Here is an 18,249-nt window from a genome sequence, read left to right as displayed (position 1 = left end):
CTGCAAATAATTTCACTTAAAAAAAGCAGGCTGTTCGATCCTGAAATCTTTTGCGCTGAAGGGCGCAAAATTTTCGAGGTCTCTCTACAGCAAAACTTTTTTTAACAGCAGCAAAATTAACGCAGGATACTCCTGGAGGGGGAGGGAGCTGAACAGGATACTTAAAGAGAGAACGAAAGTTAAACCCGGAAGCGATGGTGACAGCGGAATTGGAGTTGATGTAATAGTAAAGTTGAGGGAAAAAGATGAACAGCTTGGATTATTCTTTGCAGGAGTAACAAAAAAAAAGAAGCGTTCTAAGAAAAGGTATAGAAAGTTTTGTGCCCTTCAGCGCAAAAGATTTCAACCTTTTATTAGTAATGCTTCTTTTTTTAGTTCAAAAAATTAATAATCAGCGACCGCTCTAAACATCAGCGCAGCAACCGTTAAATTCGTTCTGCTGTCGATCAAAATCGCTGCACCATTCGCTTTATTCTCCGTATAAAGATCAAAAGCCAACTCATCAGCTGTTTTAATTAAAATCCGGCCAATGTCATTCAGCTTGAAGTCAGTTGCATTCTGCTTCTCTAAAGTATTGATGTCTACTTTATAGATGATTTCGCTGATCTTCGCTTTCGTAACCTTGCTATTGTGTTGCAATAAATAGGTGATGCTCTCATCAAGCGGACGACTATCCATCCAGCAAACATCTGCTTCAATCAGTTTAGCATTTTGTGGTAGATGATCTGCGTTTACCAGCACATCGCCCCTGCTAATGTCTATATTGTCTTTCAGGTGAAGGGTAACCGACTGTCCGGCATGAACCTCTTCCGGTCTAAGGTCAAATATTTCGATTCTATCAATTACAGAGCTACTTCCCGAAGGCAATACAGTAACCTTATCATTCACTTTAAAAGAACCGCTCAACACGCGACCAGCATAACCACGGTAATCATGAAGCTCATCAGTCTGAGGCCTTACTACCCATTGTACCGGCATTCTGGCCAGGTTATAGCTTTGTTTATCTTCTACATCAACCGTTTCCAGAAAATGTAGCAGGCTACGTCCCTGATACCAAAGCATGTTCTGAGATTCATGAACGATATTATCCCCTTTTAATGCACTCACAGGGATGAACGTTACTTCTTTCATATCCAGTTCGGCAGCCAGTAATGCATACTTCTCCGTGATTGCATTGAAGACTGTTTCACTATAATCTACCATGTCCATTTTATTAATGGCCACTACAACATGCTCAATACCCAATAAAGAAACCAGGTACGAATGTCTGATCGTTTGTTCTACTACTCCATTTCTGGCATCGATTAAGATGATGGCCAGTTTAGCCGTAGAGGCACCGGTTACCATGTTTCGGGTATACTGAATATGGCCAGGGGTATCGGCGATAATGAATTTACGCTTTTCCGTCTGGAAATATTTATAGGCCACATCAATGGTGATTCCTTGTTCTCTTTCTGCTCTCAGACCGTCTGTTAAGATGGCCAGATCTATGGTACCATCGTCATTTTTGCGGTTAGATTGCTGTAAGGCTTCCAGTTGATCCGCTAAAATAGAATCTGTATCGTAAAGCAGTCTTCCGATAAGTGTACTCTTTCCGTCGTCTACACTTCCTGCTGTAAAAAATTTCAATAAATTCATTAAAAATACCCTCCTTTTTTGCGGTCTTCCATCGCAGCTTCCGATACCTTATCGTCCAAGCGGGCGCCCCGTTCACTAATTTTTGATGCACTGATTTCCCTGATGATGTCTTCGATCTGATCGGCTTCCGATTCTACGGCTGCGGTACAGCTCATATCACCTACGGTGCGGAAACGAACCATTTTATTTTCTACGATATCGTCTGCATCCATGTTCAGGAATGGCGATGCGGCCATCAGCTGACCATTTCTGGTAATCACATCTCTGCGATGCGCGAAGTAGATGGAAGGAAGATCAATATTTTCTCTTTTTATATAGTTCCATACATCAAGTTCCGTCCAGTTACTGATTGGGAAAACGCGAACGTTTTCTCCTTTATGGATTTTACCATTATAGATGTTCCACAATTCCGGACGCTGACGCTTAGGATCCCATTGTCCGAATTCATCCCTTACGGAGAAAATCCTTTCTTTGGCTCTTGCTTTTTCTTCATCGCGACGTGCGCCACCGATACAGGCATCGAAACCATGTTTGGCAATCGTATCCAGTAAAGTGATCGTTTGCAGGGAATTTCTACTTGCATTTTTCCCTGTTTGCTCTACTACTTTACCCTGATCGATAGATTCCTGTACATGGCCAACGATCAGTTTTTCGCCAAGGCGTTCCACCATCTGATCGCGGTAAGCAATTGTTTCTTCGAAGTTATGCCCGGTATCGATATGTACCAGCGGGAAAGGGAACTTTCCCGGGCGGAATGCCTTTTCAGCAAGTCGCACCAGGGTGATCGAGTCTTTTCCTCCGGAGAATAGCAATGCTGGCTTTTCAAATTGGCCTGCTACTTCACGTAAAATATGAATCGCTTCAGCCTCCAGTTCGTCTAAATAATCTAAATTATATTTACTCATTTTCTTATCTTTTACTTGGTGGCATGTAAACCACATTCTTTCTTTGATTGATCTTCCCACCACCAGCGTCCGGCTCTGAAATCCTCCCCTTCGCGTACCGCTCTGGTACAAGGAGCACATCCGATGCTCGGAAAGCCTTTATCGTGCAGGGTATTGTATACGATGTTATGTTCTTTTATGTAAGCCTTTACTTCTTCGAGCGACCAGAAAAATATAGGATGAAACTTCAATAAATTATTCTGCTCATCCCATTCCAGGTTGGTCATATCAGTTCTGTTTACCGATTGTTCGGAACGGATGCCCGTTACCCAGCAATCTTTACCGGTAAGTGCTCTTTTTAAAGGTTCTAACTTACGGATAAAGCAACATTCTTTTCTGTTTTCTACCGATTCATAGAAGCTGTTTGGACCTTTGGCATTCACCATTTCCTGTAAAGCTTCTGCTTGTGGATGGTAGGCCAGAATTGGCTTTTTATAAATTTCTAAGGTTCTGTTCCATACGTAATAGGTTTCCGGAAAAAGTCTGCCTGTTTCCAGGGTAAACACTTCAATGGGAATATCATTTGAAAAGATCATGTGAGTGATCACCTGATCTTCCCAACCGAAACTGGTAGAGAACACAATCTTTCCGGGGTAGGTAGCTGCGAAATATCGTAGTGCCTCTACCGGGTCTTTATCTTTTATTTGTGCGGCTATTGCTGCTAAATCTTCTTTCATAACTAAAATTCTTTAAGGACAAAGTTGATGATGCTACGTAAGCTAACCAATACCACCAACACGCCTACCGACACCATAATTGTTTTTACAGAGATCTTGTTGGATACCCTTGCTGCAATCGGCGATGCCAATGCACTACCAATTACTAAACCTGCTACAGCTTCCCAATGAGCACCATTTAACATGGTGATAAAAGTCAGGGAGCTCATCAGAGCGATAAAGAAGCGGGTAATTTTTACCGTTCCTAAAGAGAACCTTGCGTTTCTTCCACCGGCAATTAAGCTCGACAATACGATTGATCCCCATCCACCACCACCAACAGCATCAATAAAACCACCGAACAAGCCCAGAAGGCCAATCTTTTTGATTTTACCTTTCGGATTTTTCACCTTACGGTTGATTTTCCAGGCCTTAGAAAGGATTACTCCACCAAGAATCAGCGTGTATAACGAAATGATTGGCTTGGTATAATGGTTGTAATGTTCCAGCGATGACAGCAGGTAAGCACCAACTACAGCGCCCACAATTCCTGGTAATAGCAACATGCGGAACAACTTCCAGTTTACATTACCAAAACGGTAATGCATCCAGCCGGCAATTCCATTGCTCAGGATTTCTGATAAATGGACACCCATACTCGCTGAGGCCGGAGGAACACCCATTGCCAGAGAGAAAGAAGTGGAAGTGACGCCATAAGACATCCCAATCGCACCGTCGATCATCGCAAAGACAAATCCACCAATCAGGAACCAGTAAAATAGCGGATCCAATTGTGTCAGGTATGCCTGAAATTCAGGCTCCTTATGCCAGAAAGCCGTAATCACTACCAAAAAAGAAAGCACAATCGAGGTCCATATCAGCCATTTGAAGTTCTTTTTCACCTTGTCGACCTTCTTTTCAGTCACCAAAATAGCCGTTACTTCATTCAGCCTTTTCACTTTTTCGGCAAAATCACCGTTCAAAGTATTTCTTAAGGCCTCCATGTTTCCTAAAGTATCATTCAGTCCTTCCGGCAGACTATCATTCAGCACCTCTTTTAAGCGTTTTGCAATTGTTGGCGACTTTCCATTGGTTGATATCGCAATTTTCAGGTCACCTTTTTTCACGATAGAACCCAGGTAAAAATTACACAGATCCGGCTTATCGGCAAAGTTCACTAACAAATTCCGCTGATCAGATTCGGCTCGGATCTGCTGGTTTAAGTCCGCATTATTTGTGGCGGCTACCACCAGATCGGCATTATCCAGATCCTCAGGAGTAAATTCCCTTTGGATAATTTCCACTCCCTGATAAGCCGCTGCCAGTGCCCTTAATTCCGGTAAAACATCAATTGCAATGACGGTAACCCGGGCTTCCGGGCTATTGGACAAGATGGCTGCTAATTTTTCCAGTCCAACCGGACCTGCACCAATCAGCACAGTGCGAATGGTATTCAATTTGATGAAGACAGGAAATAACTGGTTGCCTTCCATACTAATTATTGATCTTCTTTAAGTGCATTGAAAAATTCTCTGATGGGTTGGAAAGAAGGATGCAAGGACACCACCTCGCCAAAAATCAATAGTGCCGGTGCTTCAATGCCTTTTTCTTCTACGGTTTCCACGATGGTATCTACCACGCCGATCGCCAGTTTTTCATTTTGTGTAGAACCGCTTTGAATTGCAGCAACCGGTAGCTGTCCTTTTCCCTCATTTTGGAAAAGTTTCACAATCTCTTTCAGTTTACCCAATCCCATTAATACGACCACAGTAGCTTTAGATCTTGCTGCTTCGTACAAATCGTTGGAAATCTTTCCAGAAGCTGTGGTTCCAGTAACCACCCAGAAGCTTTCACTTAATCCGCGGTGTGTAACTGGAATTTGTTGCAAGCCAGGAACAGATATCGAGCTCGATAAACCAGGGATCACGGTTACCGGGATGCTATAACCCGCTGCAAAATCCAATTCTTCATAACCTCTGCCGAATACGAAAGGATCACCGCCTTTTAAGCGTACTACGTGACCATAGTTAAGGGCATAATCAATCATCAGCTTGTTCACTGCATCCTGCGAATAAGAATGTTCGCCGGAGCGCTTTCCTACATATACTTTGATGGCCTCAGGATTGGCATAATCCAACACTCCTTCATTCACTAAAGCATCGTACAAAACCACATCCGCAGATTTCAATGCATTTGCACCTCTCATCGTGATCAACTCAGGATCACCAGGACCGGCACCTACCAAAGTAATTTTTGGCTCTTTATTGTTTATATTTTTAGTGCTCATTAGATTTGCTCCTCTCTTTTTGCATTAATCTGATTAAAAAAGTCTGTTACATCAGCCAGGTAAGCGGCAGCAAATTCTGCTGTAGGCTCATTCTTGTTAATTTGTAACACCAGTTCATTAAAAGTACTTTTCAGTTTAAACTCTCCGGTTTCTACATAGTGGGTATCAAACTCACGGATTACACCGATTTGCGTGCTGCTGTTTACCGCTTTATCCAGTAACAGCGCTTTTGCAGCGTTCACAAATACTGCGTAAGTATGGTAAATAGCGTCAGACCAGGCCTCCGCTTCGAAGGACGCTTTTGCCCAACCTAGTTTTTCTTCTGCTTCTAAAAGCAAGGTTGCTACTAAGTCGATCACTACACCCGCACACTCTCCAACACCAATTGCCGTATTAAAGATCTCTTCATGACCCCAATCTACATATTCTTCATCTTTCAGCGTAGTCAGATCAGCCAGTGGTTTTAACAACTGGTAGAAATAATCTTTCCCTTGTCTGTCATAATAATGGTGGAAACTTTCTTCGGCTTCACTGTTGGTACTAAAATCGTTTAACAATGTTCTTAATACCGCAGTAGCACGCTTAGAAGGCGCTTTAATCACCCTTTCTGCAACTCTACCTTCGCCATCACCCACGGTACCACCACCCAGCATTACCTGTACTGCCGGCACAACTTTTCCGTTTGCTTTCACCGAGCTGCCATGGAAACCAATGTGAGCCAGGCCATGCTGACCACAAGAATTCATACAACCGCTGATTTTGATTTTGATGTCTTTATCGTAAATCAATTCAGGAAACTCTTCATAGATCACTTCTTCCAGCGCCACCGAAAGCGACATACTGTTCGAAATCCCAAGGTTACAGGTATCTGTCCCGGGGCAAGTGGTCACATCACCGATGCTGTCAAATCCAGGCGTAGCAAAATCTACTGCCTTTAATGCTAAATATAAAGAAGGTAAAGCGCCTTCTCTAACAAATTTCAAGAGTAAGCCCTGGTTTTGTGTGATGCGAATTTCATCTGCCACAAAGGGGCTGATGCCTTCCACCATTTTACGGGCACGGTCTGTTTTGATATCTCCTACCGGCACCTTTACATAGACACCATAAAAACCTTGTTGTTTTTGAGGTACTACGTTTGTAGCGCGCCAGTGCTGATAATCCAGGGTATCGACTACATCCAGTTCCGGGTAATCCAGCAAAGCAGGAGGTTCAGGAGAAAGAACAGCGTCTCTATCTATCTTGAAAGATTTTGATTTATTGGCAATTCTTTCCTCGTCAATTAATCTCAACAACTCTTCTAATCCCAGTTTTTGTACTAAATATTTAAGACGTGCTTTATTTCTGTTCGTACGTTCTCCGTAACGGTCAAATACTCTCAATACTGACTCAGCATAAGGAATAATCTGATCTTCCGGAAGAAAATCATGCACCAAACTAGCTAGAAAAGGTTGTGCACCCAATCCACCACCAAGCATTACTTTAAAACCACGTTCTCCTTTTTCATTGATTTTAGGAATAAAACCAAGATCATGGATATAGCTATATGCCGTATCTTTTTCATCCGAAGAGAAAGAAAACTTGATCTTTCTGCCCATCTCCTGGCAAATCGGATTGCGCAGGAAGTAAGTGAAAAATGCATGTGCATAAGGAGAAACATCAAACAATTCGTTTGGATTGATTCCTGAATCCGGCGATGAGGTTACGTTTCTTACCGTATTTCCACAAGCTTCACGGATCGTTACATCATCGCGTTCCAGCTCCTCCCACAATTGCGGGGTCCTGTCTAAACTCACATAATGAATCTGGATGTCCTGTCTGGTGGTTAAGTGGAGGTTTCCACTGCCATACTCATCAGATACATCTGCGATGCGTAACAGTTGTTTAAAGGTTACTTTTCCAAAAGGCAATTTAATACGCACCATTTGTACGCCAGGCTGTCTTTGTCCGTAAACACCACGGGCAAGGCGCAGGCTTCTAAATTTTTCCTCATGGATTTTCCCTTCGCGGAAGGCCCTGATCTTTTTCTCCAGATCAATAATATCCTTCTCAACAACAGGATTTTCTAACTCTGTTCTAAAACTTTGCATAGTACGTTTGGTCTTATTTGAAAAAAGCTTCTTCTGTCGGGGAGACTGAAGAAGCTTTTAAATATTTTTTCTCTTTACAGCCAAAATCATTAAACACACATACAGTGGCTTAGCATCAGATTTCCGTTGTAAATTGTTTGGTTCATAAAGCAAATATATAAAGTATATAGGTTTAGTAGTATATAACTTATGTAATTAATTTGTAACTTGTTGTTTTTCAGCTAATTAATTTAATACCAATCCTATAGGATTAATTACAAGAGAACCAATCATACTGATTATAAGTAGATTACAACAACGGCTTTCTGGTTGAATTTTACAGATATGTTGCCTTGTTCCTCTTTTCTATCCATCACCATACCTTATTCTGGTTCCTGTTTCAGTGTTCTGCTCCAACACGACAACCCAACCTCCCCTGCCCTTCCCACCTTCTATTTCTTAATCATCGGGAAAATGTCAAATTGACCGGGATCAAAACAAAATCCCTTCTGAAAACCTACATTTATAATTGTAAGCCTTTTATGAAAAGAAAAATCAACCTTTTGCCCCTTGCGATCATCGCCGGTTTTGTCTTATTGATCAACTGGTATGTCCTTTCCGGAATTGAAACACTGACCAGCAGCAGCTGGCTGAGTCCGGTATTCTGGGGCTTCCTCATTTTCATTCTGGCCTCACTAGCCTATTCTATTCAGCGCATGCGCAAAAATGGCATGGATATCTTTTTCAAGATCACTACACATACTTTTTTAGTATTGATCACCAGCGAACTGATCTTTATTCTTGTTTTAATGATTGGAGATGGCTATCGTCTGATTACCGGTGGGGCCCGAAGCGTTTACTGGGTCGAATTTGGTCTGGTTTTATTTGTCATCACCATACTGATTTTCTTATATGGAATAATTAAAGGGAAATACGCTTACCGGATCATTAAACACACCTTATTCTTCGACGAGCTACCTGAACAATTTGAGGGATTTCTCATTGCGCAGATCTCTGACGTACATGCGGGGAGCTTTAAAAATGTTAAAGCAGTACAGAAAGGCATCGACCTCATCAAAGCACAAAATTCAGATATATTCGTTTTCACCGGAGATCTGGTAAACAATAAAGCGGAAGAAATTGTACCCTGGATGGGCCATTTTTCGCAGGTAAAAGCACGTTACGGGCAGTTCTCTATCCTCGGAAACCATGATTATGGCGATTATATCAAATGGGAAAGTGAAGCCGCCAAACAAGCGAACTTACAAGCGCTCAAAAAACACCATGCAGAAATGGGCTACCGCTTGCTTTTAGATGAACATGTACGTATTGAAAAAAACGGACAACATATTACCCTCGCAGGAGTAGAAAACTGGGGCATTGGTTTTGGAGAACGTGGCGATCTGAAAAAGGCATTAGCAGGTGTAAATCCGGATGATTTTAAAGTCTTGCTTTCTCATGATCCCACACATTGGGATGCCGAAGTGAAAACCTGGCCTTCAAAAATACAGTTAACCTTATCTGGCCATACCCATGGGATGCAATTTGGGATTGAAGCTTTTGGCATCAAATGGAGTCCTGTGAAATATCGCTATGCGCATTGGGCAGGAATTACCAGTGCTAATGGCAGATACCTGAACATTAACAGGGGATTTGGCTTTCTTGGTTTCTCAGGAAGAGTAGGCATCTGGCCTGAAATTACCGTGATCGAGTTAAAGAAAACCAGAAGATAAGCCCCGTTTTCTTTAACCCGACAGGCAATATACAAACACCAATTACAGCAATAATCCTTCTGCATAAGCAGATACACCTGGTTTTGCATAACATTTTGCCAGCTTTTCAACCGCATAATCAATCTCTTCGGCTGTATTGTAACGGCTAAAAGAAAATCGAACCGTAGCCCGTCCAAAAGGAGTGTCCAACGCACTGAGCACATGAGAAGCGGCCCCCGAATGACTGTTACAGGCACTACCTCCGGATACTGAAATCTGATGTTGGTCCAGGTAAGAAATCAGGCTGATTCCAGTATTCGGATCAGGAACTGACACACTCAGCACACTATTTAAACTCTGTCCCGTATTTGCTGAATTCCCGTTGAAGTCAACATCAGCAATCCTATCCCTCAATTTAAAAATCAGGCGTTCCTTTAACCTGAGCAGGTGCTGCCGGGTAACTTCCTGGTTTCTATAACTGATTTCTAATGCCTTTGCCAGGCCCACAATACCGGTTACATTTTCTGTACCTGCGCGCTGCTTTTGCTCCTGCGCACCTCCATAAATCAAAGGGTAAAGGGCTTGTCCGGCGTTTCTGTATAAAAACCCTATGCCTTTCGGTCCATGGAATTTATGGGCAGAGCCGACCAGAAAATCCGCATTCAACCGGCGGGTATCGTAACGGTATTGGCCCATAGACTGAACGGTATCCGAATGAAAAACGGCCTGGTATCTTTTACAGACCTGAGCAATGGCTTCGATATCATTTAGGTTTCCGATCTCATTATTCCCATGCATTACAGAAACAAAGGCTCTTTCATTGGTACTCAGCAATTTTTCCAGATGGGGCAGGGAAAGATTTCCCTGAGCATCATGCTGCAGGTAAACAATCCGGATTTCTCCGTTTTTCTCCAGCGCCTGCAAAGTATGCAATACGGCATGGTGTTCAAAAGCAGAAGTGATGGCCAGTTTAATGCCATTACTACGAATACCGGAAAGGATAGCGGTATTGTCAGCCTCAGAACCACCTGAGGTAAACACAATGTTGTCCGGACTCGCATTAAGCAAGTCTGCGATGATTCCCCGGGCCTGGGCAATCGCTACTTTTGCCCCTCTCCCATGGTGATGTGCGGAAGATGGGTTGCCAAAGTTTTCAAAGAAATAAGGCTCCATCGCCAAAAATACTTCTCTGTTTAAAGGTGTTGTTGCGGCATTGTCTAAATAAATTCTCATGCGAATTGGTTTAATAGATTAAAAAATAATCTACTTAATCAGTTTACAAGAATAAGGCATAGGACGAGTTCCAGGAAAACCAACGAACAGGGTTTTCTAACAACTTATCTCTTCCGCCAATGGCGGACAGGAATTAGCACCTTATTAAATAACAGGTTGCTAAGACATCACAGGGCCTTTCCCTCAGTCTTTCTGGATAAGTAAATAAATGTATGAACGTTTACTGCCGACAAATATACAATAAAGACTACTATTTCAATAGTCTTTATTGAAATAGTTATTCATTTCATAATTTTCGTCATATAATTGCTAATTCTACCTAATAAATAATGGACTTTGGTACCAATTGAAGTTTCAATTCCATATTTTTGCAGCATATTCTAAAAGAGTATAATTACAAAACCTGAATGGAAGAAAATAAATTGAGAGAAGAGGCGCATCAAGTAACTGGCGACAGCAGTATTTTAAAAAGAATATTCCAGGATAGAAAAAGAACCAATATTTTAAGCGGTGTAGAACAGAGCACTATTTCATGGCTGGTAAAACGTATCCCTAATTTTATCAGTTCAGATATGCTGACGTTCATCGGTACTGCTGGTTCTGTAATTGTACTTTTAGGTTTTATCCTCGGTACTTATGTTGGTAGAGAATACCTGTTATTAGGTCCGGTAGGCTTAGCGATCAACTGGTTTGGTGATTCCTTAGATGGAAGAATGGCTTACTATAGAAATACTCCACGTAAATGGTATGGCTTTTCATTAGACATCATTATGGACTGGGTAAGCACCGTTATGATCGGCTTGGGCTATTTGGTATATGCCAGAAATGAATATGAATTGATTGCCTTTATATTTGTAGCCTTATATGGCTGGGCCATGATTATCTCCCAGTTGCGCTATAAAATCACCGATATTTACAGCATCGATGCAGGTCTGGTAGGTCCTACCGAGATCCGGATCATTCTTGCACTGATCATTATTTTAGAAGTAACGTTTGGACATTTAATTGAATACTTTGCAACTGGTATCTGTGTAGTCTTGTTCATCATCAACTTCATTGACACGAGAAAACTATTAAAACTGGGTGACATCAGGGATAATGCGGAGCGTGAAGCAAAACAACAAAAGGCGCGTTAATGAGCATGATGAAATCTGTATTCGTTTTTGCAAAGGCACAGGTTTCCGCTTTCTCGGGCGGCATTATCGATTACCTGATCATGATCGCCTGCACAGAATTACTACACATTCATTATACCATTTCTATCGCTATTGGTGGCATCATTGGTGCCATCGTAAATTTTTCCATCAACCGTTACTGGACCTTCAATGCCAACCAGTCCAACCAGCTTCCGGTAGGTAAACAACTCGTTAAGTTCGTATTTGTAGTGGCCGGCAGTATTCTTCTGAAATCTTCCGGAACCTATCTTTTCAGCACGATGCTGCGCCTGGATTATAAAATAACCAGGATCATGGTCGATATACTGGTTTCCCTGGGCTTCAATTATACCCTGCAAAAATATTGGGTCTTTAAAAAACATGATACTGTTTCAAAAACACCACAAGCAACAGAGCTAAAAGGCTAATTAGCGCAATACCCGATCAACACCTGAATCACAATCAGTAAAAAGTACCATTTTATGGAGAATTAGTACCGCTTGAAAATCCCCGTTAAGCAGTATCTTTGTATATGAAGAATGACATACCTGTTTATGACATCAGTACTTTTGAAGAATACAAAAATGCAGGTATTCTTGTGAGCAGGTTTGGTCATTATTCTAAGCAGTATTTACACTTACATTCGGCACACCGCCATTCCTTTTACCATATGGTTTGCTTCACAAAAGGAAGCGGCAATCAAACCATAGATTTTAAAAACTACCCTGTATTACCGGGAATGATTTATTTCATGACCCCCGGACAAGTGCACAGCTGGGCTTTTGAATCGGAAGTGGAAGGATATATCATCAACTTTTCTGAAAATTACTTCAAGTCGTTTTTATACAATCCGCTATACCTGGAGAATTTCAGTTTCTTTGATGAGCATTCCGGTGATGCAGTATTGGTATTACCAGAACTAACCATGGCAAAAGTTGTTTCTCTTTTTGAAGAAATCCTTCATGAAGGAAAAGAGCCGGGACCATTTGATGCCGATCTGGTAAAACTGTTAATGCTGAACATTTTTATTCAGGTGTCCAGAGGATTGAGTTTAAAACAACAAACACAAACGAACTCCTACAACCAGACCCTGCTTAAAAGTTTCAAACGGTTAATTGAAACCAATTTTATAGAATTGAGGTTTCCCAGGCAATATGCAGCGCTGTTATACATTACCCCAAATCATCTAAATGCCTTATGCAATGATCTTTTGGGCATCTCTGCTGGTCAGCTCATCCGGGATCGGGTGATTTTAGAAGCCAAACGTTTGCTGATCAATATGGAGCTTTCCATTTCGGAAATTTCGGAGAAACTGGCTTTTAGTGATCCCTCCTATTTCATAAAATTCTTCAAAAAACAAGTGGGTTCAACCCCGGATAAATTTAGAAAACAAGATAAATAAAACACACAGATATGAGCAGCACGGACCAATTAAATCAGAAACCGCATGTTTCCCAATGGTATGGTATCACCCATTCTAAATGCCCAAGATGTCGTACAGGTAATGTTTTTACAGGCGCTACTTACGGCTTCAAAGTGCAGAAAATGAATGAATTTTGCCCTCATTGTGGTTTAAAATTTGAACGCGAACCTGGCTATTTCTATGTAGCGATGTTTGTGAGTTATGCAATGAACGTAGCGCAAATGATCTCTATGAGCGTTGCCGCCTATGTTTTAGGTCTGCCTTTAACTTATGAAAACCTATGGTACTATGTAGCCATTCTATTGGTGGGTGTATTTTTATTCTCCCCATTCAATTACAGATATTCCAGAATGGTACTCCTGTATTGGTTATCACCGGGACTAGGTTACGACCCTTCTAAAGTTTAAAAAGACCGGTTGGCAGCATTTCACTAAGTCAACAATTCCCCCTCCAATAAGTAAAGGCTCACAGGTATACTGCTGAGCCTTTTGTTTTTCAAGAGCAGCAGGATGATTAACAACAAGAGCAGCAGGTTGAACCAAAGCTAGTTATGGCACCATCATTTCCTGAGGCCTCAAGCCTAATACCTGCTGAAAGGTATTGCTAAAGGTCGACACACTGTCGTATCCCACCTTCATCGATACGCTTTTCACGTTCTCACCTGATATCGAGAGCAACTCTACCGCCTTGATCATTTTATATAACTTAAGGTATCCGGCTACGGTAATCCCGATATCCTGCTTAAACAACCTTTCCATCGTTCTTGCAGAAAGATTAAAGCCTGCGGCTACCTCAGGAATTTTAAGTTCATTCATCACAGCACCACCTTTATCTACACATTCGGTCAGGTAATCCACCATTCGCGCAATCCTTGGATCCCGGGGTACCGGAAGTACCAAAGGCAAAGAGGCATTAAAAGTAAGCGGTAAAATCCCGACCAGGGCCTTAATAAAATCCTGCTCCAGGGCTTCTTCTTCTTCCAGCCCCGACCATTGTTCGGTAAACAAAATCATCTCTCTCAATACCTTTGAGGTATGAAAAATGTTCAGTTCTTTAAAAAACGGGCTATCACTGGTTTTATTTAGAAAGATACAGCGCAGGTATACCTGCTTGACAGGGCTTGAAGTCCGGTGCGCCAATCCCGGTGGAATCCAGGCACAATGCTGGCTGGGCAATAAATAAGTTCTTTCCGCAGTATGGAGATATTGAACCCCTTTTTCTACAAAAATCAACTGCCCCATCTGATGGGTATGCCATTCGTCAGAAAACTTCCAATCTGCTTCATGCCATACATAGGCTTCCTTTTTGACCGAATCAACGGTTAAATGACAAAATCTAGCTTTATTCATGTGTCGTAAAATGACATGTTATTGGCAAATATAGACATTTAAAGACAAGCAGGTTTACCGACCTTTGAGCTCTTATTACATCATTAAATCGATATTCAATGAATTTTATAAATTCAATCCGCGTAAAAGCGGGTGTTTTAGTATTGCTAGCCCTGTTGAGCAGCCCGATCTTAAAAGCCCAACCTAAAATGACCCAAAAACCTTCAGCTATGAAAATTCTGGTCTTATTTAATACAGAAAGTGGTGGTACCTACAAAATGGCGAAAGCAATCGCTGCCGGTATAGAAAAATTCCCTGGTGCAACAGCGGTATTAAAGCAGGTACCAAGGATTAAACCGCTGGCAAACGAGGATAAACAAGCATTTGGTAAAATTCCTTATGCCAGCATCACAGAATTACCGGATTATGACGGTATTGCATTTGGATCAGCCGTTCATTTTGGAAATATGTCCTCGGATATGCGTTATTTTCTAGACCAGTCTGTAGGCATCTGGACGGCTCATAAACTGGAAGGCATACCCGCAACCGTGTTTATGTCGGCAGGAAGCGGAGCCGGACGTGAGGCAGCCATCCTATCTTTTTGGAGTACATTAGCCGTTCATGGTATGCTAATCGTACCAACCGGAATTATGGGAAATCAGGAAATCGATAAAACCATCCCTCAGGGAAATACTGTTTTCGGCGCAACTTCTCTTGCCGGTGCAACTGCTGTAAGCAGACCTTCTGAAGGAGAATTACATATTGCTGCACTTCAGGGCTATGCCCTGGCTAAAGCGGCTAAAGGTTACCAACTGACCAAAGACAGCGCGCCAATGGCACCTGGTAAAGCGGTTTCCGCAGCACCTAAAATGAGTAAAACTGAAGCCCGTTTAAAAGCATTAAACCTGACTTTACCTGATGCTCCTGCACCCGTTGGAAATTATAAACCTTTCCGAATTTCAGGAAAACAGGTATTCATTAACCAGATTGCTTTAAATGCAGGAAAAGTTGATCATCCGGGAATGGTGGGTACAGAGGTAACAGAAGAACAGGCCAAACTGGCTACGCGCCAGACTTTACTGAACGTCCTTGCTGTTTTAAAACAAGCGGCTGGTGGTGATTTGGATAACGTGAAACAAGCGGTACAGCTGACAGGATTCTTTTACACTGCCGCTGGTTACACCAAACATGCGGTATTGATGAATGAAGCATCTAACCTTCTTGTAGAAATATTAGGAGAGAATGGCATGCACACCAGGGCTACTGTTGGCGCTTCCTCTCTCCCTATGAATTCGTCTGTAGAGATCCAGGCTATTTTTGAACTGGAATAACAGGAGTAGTCAGCAATCGCCTGTGGTAATTGATCTGACCGGTATGGTAGGCCAAATGCGCTAATAAATGACACAACATGAAATCGTTCGTTTGGCCTTCACACACCGCCTTGATATGAATCGGATAAGCCGCATTCAGATCTTCCAGCTTTTCAATACTCGCCTTTACATCTGCTTTTAAAGCGTAAAGTTCTTTCAGTAGTTCCTCATCGGTAAATCTTACCGCCTTAAATTCTGCTTCACGATCACGTTCATAAGGAAACCCGCCCATTGGCGCACAGACGAAGGTTCTTAAATTCCCGATCAGGTGTTGTGCCAGGTGGCCTGAGGTATTACTGATGCCGGTAGCATTTAGCCACATTTCTTCCGGCTGAGGATAAGCCTCCATCTCCATGATCAATCTTTGAAGGTCTCTTTCGTAAAGTTCGGTATAGTATTGTTTTGTCATGATGTATTTAGGTATGCCTTCAAAAATCGTAAAAAACAGCTGATCTTTACTCATTTTAATTAAAAAACCAGAGAAGAATTAGCACAATGTCATGATTGCCCATAGGGAAGTGCCGGATATAGCCAGCCAAAGGATCAGCCCTTGCAGGAATGGCTTAATGCCAACCACCCTAACCACTTTAAAGGACAAGCCGCTACCAATCAGAAACAGTGTAAGTGTCAATCCCGCTTTAGCAATACTCACTATATAAGGCGACAAGGCATTTACAAAAGGCAGGTAAGTATTGGCCAGCATAGCCAGGATAAACAAACCGATAAAATAAGGCAGCTGCACTTTACAACGGTCGCTTTTAAAGAAAAAGGCTGTTCCAAATGCCAATGGAACAATCCATAAAGCACGTGCCAGTTTCACTGTTGTCGCGATCTGCAAAGCTTCCGTACCGTACTTACTGGCGGCTCCCACTACAGAACTGGTATCGTGAATGGCGATGGCACACCACATTCCAAACTGGCTTTGTGTTAAGTCCAATGCGTGTCCAACCATTGGAAAAAGAAACAAGGCGACGGAGTTCAGGATAAAGACAATCCCTAAAGAAACAGAGATATCCTTTTCTTCGGCATTCATGACCGGAGACAGAGCGGCAATAGCGCTACCGCCACAAATGGCTGTTCCGGCAGAAATCAGATAAGCAGTTTTTTCTCCGATTTTAAAGATCTTTCCAAGGATGTAACCGAGGATAAGCACGCCTGCGATGGAGGCAATGGTAAACAACACCCCTTCCCTTCCGGCTTTCATGGCGGCAAACACGTTCATTCCAAAGCCCAGACCCACTACAGAAACCTTCAATAACCAATTGGTTGCCTTATGGTTGAGCTCCGGATAAGGATGTTTCATCAGTTGCGCCATTATTAAACCTAGTAATAAGGCCAATGGTGCCGACATGAACGGCAACAGGCAGAATAATGCGGCGGCTAAAAAAATAATCTTCCGTTTTTGCTCAGTCAGTTCCATAATCAATCTTCTTTCTGACACAAAATTGAGAAGAATGGAAGTACTGGTCAAATTGAAAAACCTGATCCGATATTACTTTAAGTTATAAGTTAACTGCGCATGACGTAAGAATACTTCAGACAATCCATCAAGTTTACCTTGGAGATGGATAAAGTAAAAATAGCGCTCAATGTTTAATCCATTTACATCAATCACACTCAGACTGCCATTTTGCAATTCTTTAGTCAAGGCATGAATAGAGATAAAAGCCAGACAGGAAGAATTCATCAGATAGGATTTCATACTTTCGGTACTACCCAACTGGATTTCCATTTTCAGATCGGACATTTTTAAGCCGACAGATTTTAGCGAATGGCTGATCACTTCTCTGGTTCCCGATCCCTGTTCCCGCAAAACGAAAGCATAATCTTTAAGGGTTTCCGGATTCAGCTGGTCCTTTTTCGCCAGGGGATGGTCTTTCCCGCAAACCAAAACAATTTCATCCTTGATAAACTCCGTATAACTGATTTCCTGATTTTTAGATTTCCCCTCTACAATGCCCAGGTCTATTTCTTTGTCGATCAAAGCTTTTTCAATCTGCTCTGTATTCCCATTGATGAGATTGAGACGAATGTCCGGAAACTTCTTTCTGAAACCGGCAAGTAGCGGCGCGGCAATATAATGCGCAATCGTAGTACTGGCACCAAGGTTCAACAAGCCTTCTTTTTTATCCACGAGGGCATTCATTTCAAAGTCGATGTTCCTGTAAATGGCAAACAACTCTTCCGCATGGTGTAATAATAATTCACCGGCAGGCGTTAACTCTATCCGGTTTCCTTTGCGCACAAATAACTTATTATTATACTGCTGCTCCAGTTCATGGATGTGTTTCGTGACTGCCGGTTGGGTAATGAATAAACTTTCGGCGGCCCTGGTAAAGCTGAGGCGTTTGGCCACCGTATAGAATACTTCTAGGCGAAAATCTGACATCGGAATCCGGGTTTGGGTGCTTAATTAAACACCCAAACTTAAAGAAACC

General features: G+C 42.2%; 17 protein-coding genes and 1 riboswitch. Of the genes, 6 read left to right on the top strand and 11 right to left on the bottom strand.

Annotation, left to right across the window (positions count from 1 at the left end; translation table 11 throughout):
- Nucleotides 1-384: 384 nt before the first annotated feature.
- Genes OQX61_RS09335 through OQX61_RS09310 form a run of 6 tightly spaced genes read right to left on the bottom strand, consistent with a single transcriptional unit; the run spans nucleotide 385 to nucleotide 7,612 of the window.
- Nucleotides 385-1,638, bottom strand: a complete 1,254-nt coding sequence (locus OQX61_RS09335; RefSeq protein WP_265841393.1) for a GTP-binding protein — start codon at nucleotides 1,636-1,638, stop codon at nucleotides 385-387.
- The gene (gene cysD, locus OQX61_RS09330; protein WP_265841392.1) at nucleotides 1,638-2,543 is read right to left on the bottom strand and encodes a sulfate adenylyltransferase subunit CysD; all 906 of its coding nucleotides are present in this window, start codon (nucleotides 2,541-2,543) and stop codon (nucleotides 1,638-1,640) included. Before cysD ends, OQX61_RS09335 begins: the two co-directional genes overlap by 1 nt.
- A gap of 11 nt (nucleotides 2,544-2,554) precedes the next feature.
- Nucleotides 2,555-3,259 (bottom strand): phosphoadenylyl-sulfate reductase, encoded by a 705-nt coding sequence (locus tag OQX61_RS09325; RefSeq protein ID WP_265841391.1) that lies wholly within the window; start codon nucleotides 3,257-3,259, stop codon nucleotides 2,555-2,557.
- A 2-nt stretch (nucleotides 3,260-3,261) separates the two neighbouring features.
- Complete coding sequence (locus OQX61_RS09320; RefSeq protein WP_265841390.1) at nucleotides 3,262-4,731, bottom strand: TSUP family transporter; 1,470 nt, start codon at nucleotides 4,729-4,731, stop codon at nucleotides 3,262-3,264.
- Nucleotides 4,732-4,736: 5 nt separating this feature from the next.
- Nucleotides 4,737-5,525 (bottom strand): uroporphyrinogen-III C-methyltransferase, encoded by a 789-nt coding sequence (cobA, locus tag OQX61_RS09315; RefSeq protein WP_265841389.1) that lies wholly within the window; start codon nucleotides 5,523-5,525, stop codon nucleotides 4,737-4,739.
- Entirely contained in the window at nucleotides 5,525-7,612 is a 2,088-nt protein-coding gene (locus tag OQX61_RS09310) for a nitrite reductase (RefSeq protein ID WP_265841388.1), read from the bottom strand. Before OQX61_RS09310 ends, cobA begins: the two co-directional genes overlap by 1 nt.
- Nucleotides 7,613-8,133: 521 nt before the next feature.
- Here OQX61_RS09310 and OQX61_RS09305 point away from each other — a divergent pair.
- The gene (locus tag OQX61_RS09305; protein WP_265841387.1) at nucleotides 8,134-9,324 is read left to right on the top strand and encodes a metallophosphoesterase; all 1,191 of its coding nucleotides are present in this window, start codon (nucleotides 8,134-8,136) and stop codon (nucleotides 9,322-9,324) included.
- A 42-nt stretch (nucleotides 9,325-9,366) separates the two neighbouring features.
- On the opposite strand, the gene OQX61_RS09300 is transcribed toward OQX61_RS09305, so the two are convergent.
- Nucleotides 9,367-10,536 carry a cysteine desulfurase family protein gene (locus OQX61_RS09300; protein ID WP_265841386.1) on the bottom strand — a complete coding sequence of 390 codons (1,170 nt, stop codon included), beginning with the start codon at nucleotides 10,534-10,536 and terminating at the stop codon, nucleotides 9,367-9,369.
- Nucleotides 10,537-10,637: 101 nt separating this feature from the next.
- Nucleotides 10,638-10,739: riboswitch (SAM riboswitch) on the bottom strand.
- Nucleotides 10,740-10,943: 204 nt separating this feature from the next.
- Here OQX61_RS09300 and OQX61_RS09295 point away from each other — a divergent pair.
- From OQX61_RS09295 to OQX61_RS09280, 4 genes are all read left to right on the top strand, one after another.
- On the top strand, nucleotides 10,944-11,672 hold the full coding sequence (locus OQX61_RS09295; protein ID WP_265841385.1) for a CDP-alcohol phosphatidyltransferase: 729 nt from the start codon (nucleotides 10,944-10,946) through the stop codon (nucleotides 11,670-11,672).
- Nucleotides 11,672-12,118, top strand: a complete 447-nt coding sequence (locus OQX61_RS09290) for a GtrA family protein (protein ID WP_265841384.1) — start codon at nucleotides 11,672-11,674, stop codon at nucleotides 12,116-12,118. The genes OQX61_RS09295 and OQX61_RS09290 overlap by 1 nt, the downstream gene beginning before the upstream one ends.
- A 104-nt stretch (nucleotides 12,119-12,222) precedes the next feature.
- Nucleotides 12,223-13,092, top strand: coding sequence for a helix-turn-helix transcriptional regulator (locus tag OQX61_RS09285; RefSeq protein WP_265841383.1), 870 nt, complete (start codon nucleotides 12,223-12,225; stop codon nucleotides 13,090-13,092).
- Between the two features lie 11 nt (nucleotides 13,093-13,103).
- Nucleotides 13,104-13,520: a DUF983 domain-containing protein gene (locus tag OQX61_RS09280; protein WP_265841382.1), complete on the top strand. Its 417-nt coding sequence runs from the start codon at nucleotides 13,104-13,106 to the stop codon at nucleotides 13,518-13,520.
- Between the two features lie 141 nt (nucleotides 13,521-13,661).
- On the opposite strand, the gene OQX61_RS09275 is transcribed toward OQX61_RS09280, so the two are convergent.
- Nucleotides 13,662-14,462, bottom strand: coding sequence for an AraC family transcriptional regulator (locus OQX61_RS09275; RefSeq protein WP_265841381.1), 801 nt, complete (start codon nucleotides 14,460-14,462; stop codon nucleotides 13,662-13,664).
- 98 nt (nucleotides 14,463-14,560) lie between these two features.
- On the opposite strand from OQX61_RS09275, the gene wrbA reads away from it, so the two are divergent.
- A complete protein-coding gene (gene wrbA, locus OQX61_RS09270) occupies nucleotides 14,561-15,772 on the top strand; it encodes an NAD(P)H:quinone oxidoreductase (protein WP_265841380.1) in 1,212 nt (403 codons plus the stop codon).
- On the opposite strand, the gene OQX61_RS09265 is transcribed toward wrbA, so the two are convergent.
- The 3 genes from OQX61_RS09265 to OQX61_RS09255 all read right to left on the bottom strand — a co-directional run bounded on the left by OQX61_RS09265 (nucleotide 15,753) and on the right by OQX61_RS09255 (nucleotide 18,200).
- The gene (locus OQX61_RS09265; RefSeq protein WP_265841379.1) at nucleotides 15,753-16,274 is read right to left on the bottom strand and encodes a DUF1572 family protein; all 522 of its coding nucleotides are present in this window, start codon (nucleotides 16,272-16,274) and stop codon (nucleotides 15,753-15,755) included. The two genes, wrbA and OQX61_RS09265, sit on opposite strands and share 20 nt — an antisense overlap.
- Nucleotides 16,275-16,298: 24 nt before the next feature.
- The gene (locus OQX61_RS09260; RefSeq protein ID WP_265841378.1) at nucleotides 16,299-17,231 is read right to left on the bottom strand and encodes a putative sulfate exporter family transporter; all 933 of its coding nucleotides are present in this window, start codon (nucleotides 17,229-17,231) and stop codon (nucleotides 16,299-16,301) included.
- A gap of 72 nt (nucleotides 17,232-17,303) precedes the next feature.
- Nucleotides 17,304-18,200, bottom strand: a complete 897-nt coding sequence (locus OQX61_RS09255) for a LysR family transcriptional regulator (RefSeq protein WP_265841377.1) — start codon at nucleotides 18,198-18,200, stop codon at nucleotides 17,304-17,306.
- Between the last annotated feature and the right edge of the window lie 49 nt (nucleotides 18,201-18,249).

The organism is Pedobacter sp. PLR (assembly GCF_026239675.1).
In the GTDB taxonomy this organism is placed as follows: Bacteria; Bacteroidota; Bacteroidia; order Sphingobacteriales; family Sphingobacteriaceae; genus Pedobacter.
This window is presented reverse-complemented; position numbering and strand designations above follow the sequence as displayed.